14 protein-coding genes are annotated in these 14,767 nt (G+C 66.0%); 12 read left to right on the plus strand and 2 right to left on the minus strand.

The genetic code is table 11. From position 1 onward, the window contains the following. Positions 1 to 113: 113 nt before the first annotated feature. The 12 genes from cpaB to PKE80_RS22200 all read left to right on the plus strand — a co-directional run bounded on the left by cpaB (position 114) and on the right by PKE80_RS22200 (position 11,345). Positions 114 to 1,061 carry a Flp pilus assembly protein CpaB gene (gene cpaB / locus PKE80_RS22145; RefSeq protein WP_271184380.1) on the plus strand — a complete coding sequence of 316 codons (948 nt, stop codon included), beginning with the start codon at positions 114 to 116 and terminating at the stop codon, positions 1,059 to 1,061. Next, the gene (locus PKE80_RS22150; RefSeq protein ID WP_271184381.1) at positions 1,058 to 2,275 is read left to right on the plus strand and encodes a type II and III secretion system protein family protein; all 1,218 of its coding nucleotides are present in this window, start codon (positions 1,058 to 1,060) and stop codon (positions 2,273 to 2,275) included. The genes cpaB and PKE80_RS22150 overlap by 4 nt, the downstream gene beginning before the upstream one ends. Before the next feature lies 1 nt (position 2,276). Beyond that, on the plus strand, positions 2,277 to 3,443 hold the full coding sequence (locus PKE80_RS22155) for a CpaE/TadZ family protein (RefSeq protein ID WP_271184382.1): 1,167 nt from the start codon (positions 2,277 to 2,279) through the stop codon (positions 3,441 to 3,443). Further along, entirely contained in the window at positions 3,440 to 4,792 is a 1,353-nt protein-coding gene (locus PKE80_RS22160) for a TadA family conjugal transfer-associated ATPase (RefSeq protein WP_271184383.1), read from the plus strand. Before PKE80_RS22155 ends, PKE80_RS22160 begins: the two co-directional genes overlap by 4 nt. Further along, positions 4,786 to 5,688, plus strand: coding sequence for a type II secretion system F family protein (locus tag PKE80_RS22165; RefSeq protein ID WP_271184384.1), 903 nt, complete (start codon positions 4,786 to 4,788; stop codon positions 5,686 to 5,688). The genes PKE80_RS22160 and PKE80_RS22165 overlap by 7 nt, the downstream gene beginning before the upstream one ends. Further along, entirely contained in the window at positions 5,688 to 6,599 is a 912-nt protein-coding gene (locus PKE80_RS22170; RefSeq protein ID WP_271184385.1) for a type II secretion system F family protein, read from the plus strand. Before PKE80_RS22165 ends, PKE80_RS22170 begins: the two co-directional genes overlap by 1 nt. After that, on the plus strand, positions 6,596 to 7,279 hold the full coding sequence (locus PKE80_RS22175) for a tetratricopeptide repeat protein (RefSeq protein WP_271184386.1): 684 nt from the start codon (positions 6,596 to 6,598) through the stop codon (positions 7,277 to 7,279). Before PKE80_RS22170 ends, PKE80_RS22175 begins: the two co-directional genes overlap by 4 nt. Next, positions 7,276 to 9,117, plus strand: coding sequence for a TadG family pilus assembly protein (locus tag PKE80_RS22180; protein ID WP_271184387.1), 1,842 nt, complete (start codon positions 7,276 to 7,278; stop codon positions 9,115 to 9,117). Before PKE80_RS22175 ends, PKE80_RS22180 begins: the two co-directional genes overlap by 4 nt. A gap of 81 nt (positions 9,118 to 9,198) precedes the next feature. Further along, on the plus strand, positions 9,199 to 9,369 hold the full coding sequence (locus tag PKE80_RS22185; protein WP_271184388.1) for a Flp family type IVb pilin: 171 nt from the start codon (positions 9,199 to 9,201) through the stop codon (positions 9,367 to 9,369). A gap of 16 nt (positions 9,370 to 9,385) precedes the next feature. Beyond that, the gene (locus tag PKE80_RS22190; RefSeq protein WP_370425189.1) at positions 9,386 to 9,826 is read left to right on the plus strand and encodes a TadE/TadG family type IV pilus assembly protein; all 441 of its coding nucleotides are present in this window, start codon (positions 9,386 to 9,388) and stop codon (positions 9,824 to 9,826) included. 1 nt (position 9,827) lies between these two features. After that, positions 9,828 to 10,289: an A24 family peptidase gene (locus PKE80_RS22195; protein ID WP_271184389.1), complete on the plus strand. Its 462-nt coding sequence runs from the start codon at positions 9,828 to 9,830 to the stop codon at positions 10,287 to 10,289. 138 nt (positions 10,290 to 10,427) lie between these two features. Continuing rightward, positions 10,428 to 11,345, plus strand: coding sequence for a response regulator (locus PKE80_RS22200; protein ID WP_271184390.1), 918 nt, complete (start codon positions 10,428 to 10,430; stop codon positions 11,343 to 11,345). A 140-nt stretch (positions 11,346 to 11,485) separates the two neighbouring features. On the opposite strand, the gene glgX is transcribed toward PKE80_RS22200, so the two are convergent. Both glgX and glgA read right to left on the minus strand, forming a co-directional pair. After that, positions 11,486 to 13,282, minus strand: coding sequence for a glycogen debranching protein GlgX (gene glgX / locus PKE80_RS22205; protein WP_271184391.1), 1,797 nt, complete (start codon positions 13,280 to 13,282; stop codon positions 11,486 to 11,488). Further along, a complete protein-coding gene (gene glgA, locus PKE80_RS22210; protein WP_271184392.1) occupies positions 13,279 to 14,745 on the minus strand; it encodes a glycogen synthase GlgA in 1,467 nt (488 codons plus the stop codon). The genes glgX and glgA overlap by 4 nt, the downstream gene beginning before the upstream one ends. Between the last annotated feature and the right edge of the window lie 22 nt (positions 14,746 to 14,767).

The raw sequence follows: 14,767 nt of genomic DNA on the forward strand, positions 1-14,767 counted from the left end.
GTTACCATTCACAAATGGAAGTGAACCTGTCCCGGCAAGGAACGGTTCACAATTTTCGCGGGGTGCAGGGGCAGCACTCCGTTTGCGTAAGCGCAATGGCAAAGGGGAATTGCATGCGCCTGGGTTCAAAAGCGAAGCTGACGATCACTGTCGGGCTCGTTGCGGCCGCAACGTTCGGTTTCCTGGGTGTCAGGGAACTGGGGCGTTCGGCCACCCCGCGCGGCGCGTCGGGGCCGGTGCGGGGGCTGGCAGCGGGATCGACGCAGGCTGAAGGTGCCATCCTCGCTGTTGCCACGCGCGACGTGAAGATCGGAGAGACGATCACGGCGGACATGATCCGCAATGCCTCTCTCGACCCCTCCCGTGTTCCCGGCGCGGCTACCCCCGCCGAAGTCGTCGGCCGGGTTGCTACCCGCGACATCCGGGCCAATACTCCGATCCCGCGCGAGGCGCTGCAGCAGGAAGGCAAGCTGGCGATCCGCGTGCCGGTCGGCATGCGCGCGATCAGCATCGACACGACCGCGGAGATCGCAGTGGCCGGCCTCGTCCGTCCGGGCGACCGGGTCGATGTCCAGGTGGTCTATCCCGGCGAGGATGCGATTGCAGGCGCGCGTGGCAACGGCCGCAGCCGGTCTACCACGCTGTTGCAGATGGTGCCGGTGCTGGCGGTGGGCGAAGTCGTCGTCGGTGCTCCGGTCAAGGACGGGGTGACGGGCGCGGTATCCGCGCCTCCGCCTCCCGCGCGCAACCTAACGCTGGCTCTCGATCCGCAGCAGGTGTCCGAACTCTCGCTCGCGAAGAGCACCGGCGCGCTCTACCTCTCGCTGCGCAATCCCGAGGACAAGCAGGAAGTCGCGACGGCGCAGGTCGCATCCATTCTCGAGGCTCCTTCGGCGGCGGCAAGGCCGACGCCGGCGTTTGCCGCCGCGCCTCCCCCTCGCGCGGCGGCAGCGCCTCCTGCCAGGACGGTACAGCCACGCCGCGCTCCCGCCCCCCATGCGATCGAGCTGGTGGTCGGCGGCAATCGCGAAACGATCTATTCGGGGAGTGGCGCACAATGAGGGCGCAGTATGCAAGCGGCCTGCTGGCCTGCGTCGCCGCGATGGCGCCGGCTATCGCAAGCGCGCAGGATCAACGTACGCTTCAGATCGACGAGGCGCAGACCCTGCGCTTCACCCGCTCGATCGCTCGCATCGAGGTCAACCGCGACAACGTGATTGCCGTCTCTGCGCCGACCTCGCAGTCGTTGCGGGTCAGCGGGCAGGGGGCAGGCGACGCGGCGCTCAGCGTCTACGCGGCGGATGGCTCGATGATCGGGGAGACGCAGTTCCACGTCGATCCGCCGGCCCCCACGTATGCGAGCGCCAACGGACCGCTGCGTGCAGGCGAGAAGGTGGTCGCCGTCGACGTCCAGTTCGCGGCGGTATCCTCCTCGACGCTCAAGGCGCTTGGCTTCAGCTTCGCCAAGCTCTCGGGCGACATTCAGGGCGCGCTGATCCCGTCGAGCAGCCTCAACGGCTATTCGTTCAACGGCTCGGGGGCGAGCGGTAATGCAACGCCCGGTCTCAGCATCGATGCCTCGGCGCCGATCCAGAGCGCGTTCAACTTGTTTCTGAGCAGCCGCAACCGCGGCATCGGCGCGGTGCTTTCCGCATTGTCCTCGAACGGGCTTTCGCAGCTTCTGGCGCAGCCGACGCTGCTGGTGCGCTCGGGCGAGAAGGCGAGCTTCCTGGCGGGCGGCGAGTTTCCCGTGCCTGTACCGCAATCGACCGGCGGCAACGGCAACACAATCTCCATCCAGTACAAGGAATTCGGCGTGCGCCTATCGGTGACGCCCTATGTCCTGAGCGAGAATAGCATCGTCTTGAAGCTGGCGCCCGAAGTCAGCGAGCTTGATTACAACAACGGCGTCCAGCTGCAGGGCTATACGGTGCCAGGCATCCGCCGCCGTTCGACCGAGACGACGGTGGAACTGGGCAGCGGCCAGAGCTTCGTGATCGCCGGGCTCAACTATTCGAACAGTTCCGTGACCAAGGATAAGGTGCCGTTCCTCGGTGACCTGCCGGTGCTGGGCGCCTTCTTCAAGCGGCAGCAGAACCAGAAGGAGCGTCAGGAACTGATCATCGTCGCCACGCCCCGGCTGGTAGAGCCGGAGGCGGTGAAGCCGATGCTGGCGACCGCCAATAATCCCGTGGATCCCAGCATAGGGCAGATGATCGTCGGCAACGACGGTGTCGAACAAGGCATCCGGACTTTTGGCGTGGTGAGGCGCTGACATGGCACGCATCCATCTTCTTTCCATCGACCGCGCCCTCGCGCAGCGAATCTCCGACGCGATGGGCGCGCACGTGGCGGTCGAAATGGTGCAGTCGCTGGACGGCGCCGAGTTCGAAGGGCCCGGCATCGTCGTCATCGACCACGCCTCGATCCCGGCAGAGCGGGCCATGGCCTCGGTCATCGCCGAGGTCTCGCAGGCGGCGGCCGGACGTTCGATCGTGCTGGCGACCGAGGACATGTACGCGGGCCACGTGCTCCAGGCGATCCGCTCGGGTGCGGCCGACGTGATGCCGCGCGGCGCGGTGGCGGCGGAAGTCAGCGAGATCCTCTCGCGCGTGCTCAACACGTCGTTGACGAGCCACGGGCGGCTCGGGCGCTTCACATTGGTCCTCGGCACCGACCGCGATGCAACGGCCGTGGTGGCGACCGACATGGCACTGGCGCATTGCCTCGATGGCACTTCGACGTTGCTGATCGACTGCACCCTGCCGACCAGCACGGCCGAAGCCTATCTCGACCTCAAGGTGGATTACGGGATCGCTTCGGCCATATCCGACATCGACCGCATGGATGCCAGCCTGCTCGGCGATGCACTGGCCCATCACGAGCGCTCCGGCCTGTCGCTGCTGACGCTCGACGGCGGCACCGGCGCGGAGCCGGTCGGCATCGGTCCGGCCGACATCGTCGGGCTGATCCAGCTTCTGCGCACCAGTTGCGGCCATGTCGTTCTGTGCGGTGGATCGCTGCGCAACGGCGGCCTGCTGCGCGAACTCGCCTCGCAGGCGCAGAGCGTCGAGGTGGTCTGCAGCCAGTCGATCCGTGAACTCGACTCCACCCGCCGCCTGCTCGACCGCGTGGCAATGGACACTGCGAGTGCGCAGCGGCTGCGGTTGCTGGTGTGGGAGCACGACCCGCGCATCCTGCTCGACGGTCGCCGTATCGCCGATACGCTCGACATCGACACCGTGCTCGGCGTGCCGGTGGACCATGTGAGCCAGAGCAACGCGCTCAACGCGGGCCGTCCGCTGATGATGGAGCGCGACGGGGGCAGCTATGCCCAGGCGATCCGCCGCGCCTGCGGGATTTCGACGCAGGCCAAGAGCACGAACTTCGGCATCGACCGCATGCGCCGCGCCATCCTGCGTTCGGTGGAGCGTAGCGCATGAGCCTGCTCACCAACGACTTCGTGCCCGAGGAGGCGCTGACCGAGCCTCGGCGTAAGGCGCCGATCGCGCAGCCGGCCGCTCAGCGGATGAGCGACAGCTATCAGGCGGTCAAGGCACTCACCTGCGCGCAAGTGATCGAGCAGCTCGAGACGCAGGGCATCACCGCCGAATCCCTCGACCGACGCACGCTGCGCCAGGAGATCGAGCAGGTCATCAGCAGCCGCAGCCGCCGCGGCCAGCTTGCGCTCAACAGCGCCGAGCGGTTGCTGCTGATCGAGGATATCGAGGACGAAGTGGTCGGCCTCGGCCCGCTCGCGCCTTTGCTTCGCGATGCGAGCATCGACGACATCATCGTCAATGGCGCCAACACCATATACGCCGAGCGCGCGGGCATCCTTGAGCGGGTCGAGACCCGTTTCCGCGACGATGCCCACCTGATGAACATCATCCAGCGCATCGTCGGCCCGATCGGCCGCCGCGTGGACGAGGCGACGCCTTTCGTCGATGCACGCCTCGCCGACGGTTCGCGCGTCAACATCGTCATCCCGCCGATCGCGCTCGACGGCCCGCTGGTTTCGATCCGCAAGTTCCGGCTCCAGGCGCTGAGCATCGAGGACTGCGTCGCGGGCGGCGTGATGAGCCCGGCGATGGCCGCGTTCCTGACCAGCGCCGTGCGCTCGCGGCTCAACATCCTGATCTGCGGTGGCACCGGCGCGGGCAAGTCGACCCTGCTCAACGTGCTGTCGAGCTGCATCAGCAACAAGGAACGTCTCGTCACCATCGAGGACGCGGCCGAACTGCAGTTGCGGCAGGAGCACGTCGTTCGCCTCGAAACTCGCCCCCCCAACGTCGATGGCAGCCGCGAGGTCAGCGCGCGCGACCTCGTGCGCAATGCGCTGCGCATGCGTCCCGACCGCATCATCCTGGGCGAAGTGCGCGGGGTAGAGGCGGTGGAAATGCTGCAGGCGATGTCCACCGGTCATGACGGCTCGATGGCGACGCTGCACGCCAACACGCCGCGCGATGCGCTCTCCCGTCTGGAGATGTTGCTCGGCTTCGCGGGCCAGCAGAACGACGTGCGCGCGGTTCGCCGCTTCGTCGCCAATTCGATCCACGCGATCGTCAACATCCAGCGCCTCGCCAACGGTTCGCGCCGGATTACCTCGGTCGCCGAAGTGACTGGCGTGGAGGGCGAGGCCTATACGCTCAACGAACTGTTCCATTTCGAGGAGCAGCCGCCGATGTCGGGCGAGGGGCTGCACCGTACCTTGTCACCGCGCCCCTACCATGCCGCGCGGCTCAAGGACTACGCCAGCCCGGTCGTGGACAAGGATGGCCCGGCATGGTGAAGGGCGGCGCCTATCTCCTGCTGGCGCTGCTGATCGTCGGCGCGGTTGCGTGGCAGTGGTTTGCCCAGCGCATGCGGGACCGCGTGACGCTCGACCGCCGGCTGGAGGCCATCGCTTCGCCCGGGAAGATAATCGTCCGGCCGCTGGTGGCGGTGACGGTGCCTGAGCGCATTGCGCCACTGCTCGCGCAGGCGCAGGTCGAACTGACGGTGCCTGCGCTCCAGACCCTGATCGGCGTCATGTTGGTGCTCACGCTTATCGTGCTGCTGCTGTTCGGCCCTGCCGCTGCACTGGTGCTGATCGTGGGCGTGCCGATGCTGGCGCTGTCCTGGCTGAAGGGCCGCGCGCGCAAGCGCGTGGACGCGCTGACCGAAGCGTTGCCGCTCTATCTCGACGGGGTGCGCCAGCTTCAGTCGGTGGGCAATTCGCTCTCTCAGGCCCTGACGCGCGCGCTGGCGGATGCGCCCGAGGCGGTGGCCAGCTACTTCGCGCCGGTCGGGCGGCGCCTGGCGATGGGTGCTCCGGTCGCGGAAACCGTGCAGCACCTCGCCGACCGTTTGCAGATTCCGGAAGTCTCGATGATCGCCGCGGCCATCCGCACGAACTTGCGCTACGGCGGATCGATCGCGACGGTATTCGGCAACCTTGCCAATATCCTGCGTGAGCGCGTTCGCATCCGCCGCGATCTGCAGGCTGCGACGTCGGAAGCGAAAGTCAGCGCGCGGGTGCTGATCGCGATGCCGCTGCTGGCGATGACGCTGCTGGTGGCGATGAACCGGGCCTACATCGATTTCTTCATCTCCGATCCGCGCGGGCGCAACATGTCGATGGTCGCGATCGGGCTGGAATTCATCGGCATCATGATAATCCGCCGGATGATGAGGCTGTCGTTCTGATGGCCGGGTTCCTCGCCTCGATCTCGCTCATCGCGGCCGTCTCGGGCCTTGCCGTGGCGCTGATCGGGCTGCGCTGGTTGCAGACCGACGCACGGTTGCGGGCGCGGGTCGATGGCCGGGCGACGTCCGGGACCTCGGGCGCCGCCGCCGCAGGGCGCAACTGGCGCACGATGCGCGCACCCCGCGCGCTGCTGGCGCAAGGGCGCGACAAGGCTGAGATCGAGAAGCGCCTGCGCGCGGCGGGCTATTTCGAGCCAGGCGCGCTCGACGTATTCGTGGCGCTGCGTCTGGGTGCGACGCTGGCGGTCATGGTCGCATCGATGGCGACCTGCTTTGTGGTCACCGGCAATCCGCTCAAGCCGATCTTCCCGACTTTCGCACTGACCGGGCTTACCTATATCGGTGCCAAATACGCGCTGCAGATGCGCGCGGCATCGCGTGAGCGGGTGCTGACGGCGGAATTCCCGTTCCTGCTCGACCTCATGCTAATGATGCTGGAAAGCGGTGTCTCGCTCGACCAGTGCTTCCGCGGCATCGCCCGCGACGAGCAGGTGGCAGTGCCCAACCACGCCCGGCTGGTGGCCATGCTGGTCGAGGACCTCGACCGAGGGCAGGACTATCAGGTCGCATTCGACCGCTGGGCCACGCGCGTCGGCGTCAGCGGGGCGCGCGAACTGGCGGCGCTGTTCCGCCAGTCGCTGTTCCAGGGCATGGAACTGGTGCCTGCCCTGCGCGAATACATCCGGGAGTTCTCGCAGCGCCGCGTCGCCCGCGCCCGCGAGGCCATCGGCAAGATCACCGTGCGCATGGTCGTGCTCATGCTGGTATTCTTCATGCCTGCGCTCTTCATCGTCCTGGCGGGACCGCCGGTCGCCGCTATCCTCGACACGCTGCGGAGTTCCGGGAAATGATCCGTCATCTGCTGCCCGCGACTGTGTTCCTTTTCGCCGCCGGCCCCGCTTTCGCAGCCGATCGCGCTGCCGAAGTGCAGGAGGAAACCTCCACCCGCACCTTGTACCTGACGCTGATCCAGCAGGCGCGCGCGGACGGCCGTGCCCGCGCCGCGCTGGCCTATCTCGACGATTTCGACCGCAAGCATCCCGACGATCCGCAGGCCCGTGTCCTGCGCGTCAACTGCCTGCTGGACCTCGGGCAAGTCGATGCCGCGCGCACGGCGCTGGGGCGCATTCCGGGTAACGATCGCAGCGGCGCCGCGCTTGCCGTGCGGGGCCATGTGCTGGCCGCCGAAGGACAGTGGCCGCAGGCGGTGACGCAATACGCGGCGGCGTCGCAGGCCAGCCCCGCCGATGCCTTCATCACCAATGCACTTGGCTATGCGCGCCTGCGCGCTGGGCAGACCGCCGAGGCGGTCGAGACGCTGCGCGCGGCTCACGACCTTGCGCCGGGTGATGAAGTGGTGCGCAACAACCTCATCCTCGCGCTCACTCTCAACGGGCGGCTGGGCGAAGCTGACGCGCTGCTTTCCGGCATGACGGACACCAAGGCCAAGTCGCAGCTGCGCCAGCAGGTGGCGGGCGAGGCAGCGCGGATCGCGGCGGCAGGCAGCGGCATCAAGGTGGCCGGGTCATGAGCCGTCTAAGAGCAACCATCCGCCGTCTGCGGCGGGACGAGCGCGGCGTGGTGGCGCCCGCCGTGGCCGTGCTGGGCGTGCCCCTGCTCCTCTCGGCCGGTCTCGCGCTCGATGTAGCGCTTTACTACAGCGGCAATCGCGAACTGCGCATTGCGACCGAGGCGGCAGCACTTGCGGCTTCCATGCGGCCGGATGATGCCCGCTCGCTGGCCGAGACTTACCTTCAGCACAACGGTTACGATCCTTCGGTAATTCGCAACGTCGAAATCGGTTACTACTGCGCGAACGACGACAGAAAAGCGGCGGACAACGCCGGTTCGCGCTTCTTCCTTCCGGGCGCCCTGCCTGCCGATTGTGCCGGCAGCGCGGTGCGCCCCAATGCAGTCCGCGTGACCACGAGCAAGGGTAGCCGCCAGTTCCTGACCGGTGTGCTGGGGGACATGAGCCCGATTCCCGAGCTCGCCGCCACCGCCAGCGCGGCGCGCATCGACGAGGCCGGGATTTCTGCCACATCCGGCCTGCTCGACGTCAGTACCATGGGCGTCGGCGGGCTGCTGCACGCGGTCAACGGCGTGCTTGGCGGCCTGCTCGGCATCTCGCTGAACTTGTCTTCATCGCAGATCGAGGCGCTGCTCGGCGGCAATGTCGATGCCGGGCTGTTCTTCGACGAATTGGCCGAGCGTTCGGGCTTCACCGGTACTTACGGCGATCTCGTCAAGGGGACTTACGACTTGCGCGACATCGTCGCGGCCGCGGCCGAGGCGGCTGGCCCGGGCGATACGCGCAATGCCCTGAACGCCTTCAACAGCTTCGTGCCGGGCGGCCACCGGGTGCCGCTGCGGGGACTGTTCAAGGTCGGCGTGTGGCGCAACATGAAGGTGGGCGAAGCGGACGTGGCGCCTGCGCTCCGTGCGGGACTCAATGCCTACCAGTTGATCAGCTACGCGGTGCAGGACGATCCCGCCGCGCTCGATCTTTCGCAGGTCATCGCCGCCGTGTCCCCTCCGCCACTGCTGACCGGCAGCCAGGTGACGATTGCCGCCGCAGCGTCGGGGCCGGTCAACCGTCCGCGCTTTTCGTTTGGCCCGGCAGGTGAGACCGAGGTGGGCACCTCGATGCTGCGGCTCAAGGTACAGGTGACGTTGCTCAACCTGCCGCTTAACATTGCGCGCGCGAACGTTCCGGTGATCATCGACATCCAGTCGGCCGACGGTTCGATCGACCGCATCGACTGCGCGCCGGGGGTGGACCAGCAGACGAACACCACGGTGCGCGTCGTCGGCCACTCGGCGCTTGTCAGCGCCTATATCGGCGACATGCCGGGCTGGGCGATGGATAAGCCGCTGCTGCCGATCAAGGCATCGGATATTACCAAGACCGAGATCGTACACGCAGGTATCCCGATCAAACTGCCGCTGCTGACCCAACTCGTCGACGTGACGATCAAGGGCCGCGCGATCGCTGAGCCGGTGCTGGGCGGCGAACCCCAGGGTAACACGCTGGTCTTCGGGCCGGGCACGATCGGCGGTCCCACTCGGGCCGGTATCCCGCAATCGGTGCTCAACGGCGCGCGCGTAGGCAATACCGTGCAGGGTCTCGTCAACAGTCTCACGGGGCCGGGCGGGCTGGAGATCAACTGTCTGCTCGGGCTTTGCTCGCTGGTACAGCCGCTGCTCGACAGCCAGTTGATCCCGGCCGTCACCCAGCCCGTGACCGGCATCGTCACCGCCGTCGTCGATCCGCTGCTCACCAATGTCCTCGTGGCCCTCGGCATACAGCTGGGTCACGGCACCTTTTGGGTGGGCGGTGTGCGCTGCGGAGTGCCGGTGCTGATCTAATCGCAATGCATGGCGCCATGGGAGCCCCTCCGCTCCCCGGTCGCCTCTTCAACACGGAGGGAAATGGGGAGTGTAACTATGATGAATTCGATCCTTAATCTCGTGACCCGCCTGCGCACCGATGAGCGCGGCCTGACTGCAGTTGAATACGCGGTGCTGGGCGGCATCGTAGTGGCCGCGATCGTCGCGATTGGTTCGCAGTTCAACGACGACCTCTCGGCCGCGTTCACCAACCTGTTCAACCAGACCTGATCGGGGAGGTTGTGCCATGCGCATGACGGCAAGGACACCGCTCCGACTGCTGAAGTGCGAAAAGGGCCTAGCGGCGCTGGAGTTCGCCCTCCTAGCTCCGGCGCTGCTTGCCCTGGTGTTCGGAGTGATCGTCTATTCGATCTACTTCACGGCGCTGATCGGCGTGAGGCAGGCGGCGGCCGAGGGGGCGAGGGCGGCAGTCGCCGGCCTGTCCCTCAGCGAGCGGGTCACGCTCGCGCAGGACCGTGCGCAGGCGGTGATCGACAATTACGGGTCGCTGCTTGGCGGCAAGTCGCAGCCGCAGATCACAGCGGGGGTGGGCGATACCAGCGGCACGTTCCGGGTGGAGGTGCGCTACGACATGAGCGGGAGTCCGATCATGAAGTACGGAGCCTTCGTGCCGCTTCCCGACAGCAACGTCGAAGCCAACGTGACGGTGACCAACGGAGGATACTGATATGGAAGCTGCAGGATATTTCTATCTTGCCTTTCTACTGCTCGCACTGATCCCGGTAGTGGTCCTTCCCTGGGAGGGAAGGACCACGCCGGACTGGCTCTATATCGTGCTGGCCACGTTCGGATTGCTTGGAGCCACGGCTTTCGGCGGCGTTCCAGGACTGGTCCGGGCCTGCGCGGCAGGCGCAGGAAGCCTGGCGGTCGCGAGTCTCGCGGTGGCTCTGCTGCGGGCATATACCGGCGCTCGCGTGCTCACCGGAGGCCAGATCAAGCTACTGGCGGCAGGGGCGACGTGGCTTGGCCTTGCCGGAACCTTCGCCATGGTCACGGTGGCGCTACTTACCCTTTTCGCCCTGGCGGCATTCCAGAAAGCGGGCGCCGTGCGACGGCGGCCTGATGCATCGGCAATTTTAGCGGTAGCAATCGTGTCGGTTGCCATGCAACAACATCTGCCGGGAATGTGACAGGGCGTTCTGTAGAAAATAACGGAATTGGAAGAAGCGATGCCGAAGAATTGGCGGATACGCATTGGGGCGCTTCTTGGTCCACAGACTACTGAATCAGAAGACGACGGTGCGGAGATCTCGCAAGGAGCAACGCGTATGTCTGAAATTCCCTCGGCAATGGAAGCCGGCGTGTTTCGGCAGGTATCGCCGGTACTTGTCGTCGATGACGATACCGACTGGGGCATGGAATGCGCCTTCGCGCTGCGGCAGATGGGATACGAGCCTTTCGTCGCTTCGAACGCGGATGAAGCGCAGACGCTGTTTCGAGCGCATGACATTTCGATCGCGATCGTCGACTACAACTTGCCCGGGTTGGACGGCATCGCCTTGATTCGCGAGCTTTCGCTTTACGCTGAAGAGCATGAGCGCCAGTTGCGCTTCATCATCGCGACGGGCCATGCCACCAAGGACGTAGCCATCGACGCGATGCGTGCTTCGGCTGCAGACTTTCTGGAAAAGCCGATCAGCCCCGTCGATCTGCGTCGTGCCCTTCAGCGCGTGCAGGGGCTTCCCGAGGCTGTTGGCGAACGCAAGGTGCTGCTGGACAGGATGTCGCAGCTTAGCGGCGAATTGCAACGTCTGGCGGGGCTGATCGATGAGCCCGTGCCTCCGGCGTTTCGCGATCGAGCGGCGGAAAGCAGCGTTCCCCCAGTCAGCGCCGAGGCCGTGGAGCCAGTCCACTTGCGCCAGTTCATCAAGGATCTGCTGCGCAAGGAAAGCAAGCGGCGGGAGATCGGCGGCGGTGAACTCTTCGGCGATCCGACCTGGGCGATGCTGCTCGATCTGCTGCTGGCCAAGATCGAGGCGAGGCGTGTGTCGGTATCCAGTGCCTGCATCGCTTCCGGCGCCCCGATGAGCACGGCTCTCCGTCTGGTCCGCCGCCTGGTCGATGAGGACGTCCTATGCCGACTGCCGGATGAGCAGGACAAGCGCCGACATTTCCTGGTCATCAACTCCAGGTTCGAGCAACCACTGATGAACTATCTGACGGAGCAACTGCGCAGCGGGGGCTAGAGCATTTTCTCATCAGGCGGAATTATTTAATGTATCAGAAAATACGTTAAAACAATAATTTAGAAAAGTTTCGCCGACGCAGTCAGGTCGCGAATTGCCGCAGGATGGCAGCGTCGGCTGAACGTACCACGGTTCGGCTCTCAGATGGCGATGCTGACGTGCCTTGTCGCACGGTCAATAGTAAAGCCGAAATCTCCGGCGTTCGACTTGCAACCCAGCCAGTCGGCGTCCGGATGTTCCCAATCCTCGACGCTCATCGGGTCGCCATCGCGGGTCTGCCAGACTACCGGTTCGGGGAACCGCTCGAACAGCGCGCGTCTGGCCGCTCTTGCGGCGGACAAGGTGACGACATGGTCTTCCAGTCCTTTGTCGCGGGCTTCCCAGTCGATCCAGCCGATCGCGTTGTCCTGACAATAGGCGTTATTGTTGCCGTACTGGGTGCGTCCGAACTCATCCCCGGCGGTCAGCATTATCGTACCTGTCGATGCGAACAGGGTGCCAAGCAGGGCTTCGAGATCGCGACGCCGGGCCTGTGCGATCGTCAGATCCTCGGTCGCCCCTTCGACGCCGTTGTTCCAGCTGAAGTTCTCACCGTGGCCGTCGCGGTTGTCCTCGCCGTTAGCCTCGTTGTGGCGATGCTCGTACGCCACCGTATCGGCCAGTGTGAACCCGTCATGCGCTGCGAGGAAGTTGATCGAGCGACAGCCTTCGGCCGGCGATTGCGGGCCGAAGATGTCGGTTGATCCCGCAAGGCGCGTGGCCAGTATGCCGATGGCGGTGTCGCCTTTCCAGAAGCGGCGCACGTCGTCGCGAAAACGGTCGTTCCACTCGAGCCAGGTGGCGGGGAACTGCCCGAGCTGATAGCCGCCGGGGCCAATGTCCCAGGGTTCGGCGATCAGGACCCGGTCGCCGAGCACCGGGTCGCGGGCAATCTCGGCGAAGATCGGCGCGGCGGGATCGAAGCCGGGGCCGCGGGCCATGATCGGAGCGAGGTCGAAACGAAACCCGTCGATGCCGCAACGTTCGACGAAATGCCGCATCGTGTCGAGCGTCAGCCGCCGCACGGCGGGATTGGCGAAATCGAGTGTGTTCCCGCAACCGGTATCGTTGATGAGCTGACCGCTGGGGGCGTGCGCATACATTGCATCATCAAGACCGCGCAACGACAGGACGCCGCCGTGAATATCGCTCTCGCCGGAGTGGTTGAACACAAGATCCAGCAACACGCCGATCCCCGCGTCATGGAGCGCCGCAACGGTCCGGCGCAATTCTTCTACGCCACCGGGGCAGAGGCCGGGATCGAGCGCCATCATTGCGACCGGGTTGTAACCCCACGAATTGACCAGTCCAAGCGGAGGCAGGTGCCGTTCGTCGACCCAGGCGACGATTGGCATCAGTTCCACGGCGGTGACGTTGAGCTTGACGAAGTGCGCCAGAACGGCCGGATGCGCGAGTGCGGCTACGGTCCCGCGTAAGGGCTCGGGCACTTCGGGGTGAAGCATCGTGAAAGCGCGGACGTTAAGCTCGTAGATTAGCCCGCCGCGCGCGAAGCGGGGTGCTTCTGTTGGTCCGGCAGGGTTAGGCTCGGGGACGACTGCGCGCGGAACGATGTCGGCGGTATCTTCCCCCAACGCAGCGAGGCGCGGGCTCTGCACGAAGCGGCGGTCGAGCTCGACGGCATAGGGGTCCACAAGCAGCTTGGCCGGATCGAACCAATGCCCTTCCATTGGTGCCCAGCGGCCCTCCGCGCGATAGCCGTAATGCGTGCCGGAAAGGTCGCCTGGCAGCGTGAGCGTCCAGTCTGCGGCAGTTCTCACCATTCGATGGCGGGTTTCCCGTTCTCCGTCGAAGAGGCAGAGCCAGAGCGCCTCGGCCCGGGGAGAGCGCACGGTAAAGCAGGTTTCGCCCGCCTCCACCCGGGCGCCGAGGGGCTTCATGCCGCCAGCGTGCGATAGAGGTCGGCGTAGGCCTTGCCGCTGGCCTGCCATGAAAAGTCGCTTTTCATCGCATTCTTCTGGAGGCGTTCCCACACTTCGGGCTGGGCGTGAAGCTGGACGGTGCGGGTGATCGCGGCGGCGAGGGCATCGTAGTCGACGCCGTCGAACTGGACGCCGGTGGCGCAGCCTGCGGCCAGAGCGGCCGGATTCGCGTCGATCACGGTGTCCGCCAGCCCCCCGGTGCGGGCGACGACCGGCAGGCAGCCATAGGCAAGGCCGTAGAGCTGCGTCAGGCCGCAAGGCTCGAAGCGCGAGGGGATGAGGATCGCGTCGCCGCCCGCCTGCATGCGGTGGGACAGCGCCTCGTCGTAGCCGATGCGGATGCCGACGCGGCCGGGATGGCGGGCGGCGCCTTCGATCAGGGCGCGCTCCAGCGCAGCGTCACCGGAGCCCAGAAGTGCAAGTCTTCCGCCGATTCCGACGAGGTGGTCGAGGACGTCCGGGAGGACGTCCATACCCTTCTGCCAGGTCAGGCGGGTAACGACGATGAAGATCGGGCCGTCGCCTTCGTCGAGGCCGAATTCGGCCTCCAGGGCGCGTTTGTTGGCGCGGCGTTTGTCCAGCGTGCGGTGGCTGTAGGGGGCCGCCAAAGCCGCGTCGGAAGCCGGATTCCACACGTTTGCGTCGATGCCGTTGAGGATGCCGTGAACCGCGCCGCCGCGCTCCACGATCAGGCCTTCGAGGCCCATTCCGAACACGGTGGAGCGGATTTCGCGGGCATATGTGGGGCTGACGGTGGTGATCGCATCGGCGCTGGAGAGGCCCGCTTTCAGCATTCCCAAGCCGCCGTGGTATTCGACCCCGTCGAGTGCCCAAGCGCTCTCAGGAAGTTCAATGCGATCAAAGACTTCCGGCGCGAACCAACCCTGAAAAGCCATGTTGTGGATGGTGATGACCGAACGGCACTCAGCGGCACTCAGCGGCACGTAACGCAGGTATGCGGGCGCCATAGCGGTCTGCCAGTCGTGCGCATGGAGAACATCGAAGCCCTGTGGCTTGCCCCGCTTGACGATCACCCCGCCTGCGATCTCGGCAGCGGCTTTTCCGAGAGCGGCGAAGCGCTGCCAGTTGTCCGCCCAGTCGATCCCGGCAGCGTCGGAGTAAGGGCCTCCCTCCCGCGAATAGAGAGCGGGGGCATCGAGCACCAGCAGCGGGTGGCCATCGGGCAAGGTGCCCGCCAGCAGCCGCGCCGGGGTGCCGAGCAGCGCGTCCCATGCGTAGACCACCTTGGGCCGTCGTCCCAACGCCGCCAGCACCGAGGGGTAGCCGGGCAGCAGCGTGGTCATCTCCACCCCGTGCGGGGCGAGGGCGCCGGGCAGCGCGCCCGCGACGTCGGCAAGGCCGCCGGTCTTGACCAGCGGCACCGCCTCGGAGGCAACGGACAGGACTTTCAGCGAGGTCACGGTTTCACCATCACAGTTTCAC

Origin of the sequence: Novosphingobium resinovorum (assembly GCF_027922145.1) — a bacterium.
Lineage (GTDB): Bacteria > Pseudomonadota > Alphaproteobacteria > Sphingomonadales > Sphingomonadaceae > Novosphingobium > Novosphingobium resinovorum.

Excerpts from the sequence above, each read along its gene's own strand:
- cpaB (WP_271184380.1), top strand. The coding sequence starts at position 114 with ATGCGCCTGGGTTCAAAAGCGAAGCTGACGATCACTGTCGGGCTCGTT.
- PKE80_RS22150 (WP_271184381.1), top strand. The coding sequence starts at position 1,058 with ATGAGGGCGCAGTATGCAAGCGGCCTGCTGGCCTGCGTCGCCGCGATG.
- PKE80_RS22155 (WP_271184382.1), top strand. The coding sequence starts at position 2,277 with ATGGCACGCATCCATCTTCTTTCCATCGACCGCGCCCTCGCGCAGCGA.
- PKE80_RS22160 (WP_271184383.1), top strand. The coding sequence starts at position 3,440 with ATGAGCCTGCTCACCAACGACTTCGTGCCCGAGGAGGCGCTGACCGAG.
- PKE80_RS22165 (WP_271184384.1), top strand. The coding sequence starts at position 4,786 with ATGGTGAAGGGCGGCGCCTATCTCCTGCTGGCGCTGCTGATCGTCGGC.
- PKE80_RS22170 (WP_271184385.1), top strand. The coding sequence starts at position 5,688 with ATGGCCGGGTTCCTCGCCTCGATCTCGCTCATCGCGGCCGTCTCGGGC.
- PKE80_RS22175 (WP_271184386.1), top strand. The coding sequence starts at position 6,596 with ATGATCCGTCATCTGCTGCCCGCGACTGTGTTCCTTTTCGCCGCCGGC.
- PKE80_RS22180 (WP_271184387.1), top strand. The coding sequence starts at position 7,276 with ATGAGCCGTCTAAGAGCAACCATCCGCCGTCTGCGGCGGGACGAGCGC.
- PKE80_RS22185 (WP_271184388.1), top strand. The coding sequence starts at position 9,199 with ATGAATTCGATCCTTAATCTCGTGACCCGCCTGCGCACCGATGAGCGC.
- PKE80_RS22190 (WP_370425189.1), top strand. The coding sequence starts at position 9,386 with ATGCGCATGACGGCAAGGACACCGCTCCGACTGCTGAAGTGCGAAAAG.
- PKE80_RS22195 (WP_271184389.1), top strand. The coding sequence starts at position 9,828 with ATGGAAGCTGCAGGATATTTCTATCTTGCCTTTCTACTGCTCGCACTG.
- PKE80_RS22200 (WP_271184390.1), top strand. The coding sequence starts at position 10,428 with ATGTCTGAAATTCCCTCGGCAATGGAAGCCGGCGTGTTTCGGCAGGTA.
- glgX (WP_271184391.1), bottom strand. The coding sequence starts at position 13,282 with ATGAAGCCCCTCGGCGCCCGGGTGGAGGCGGGCGAAACCTGCTTTACC.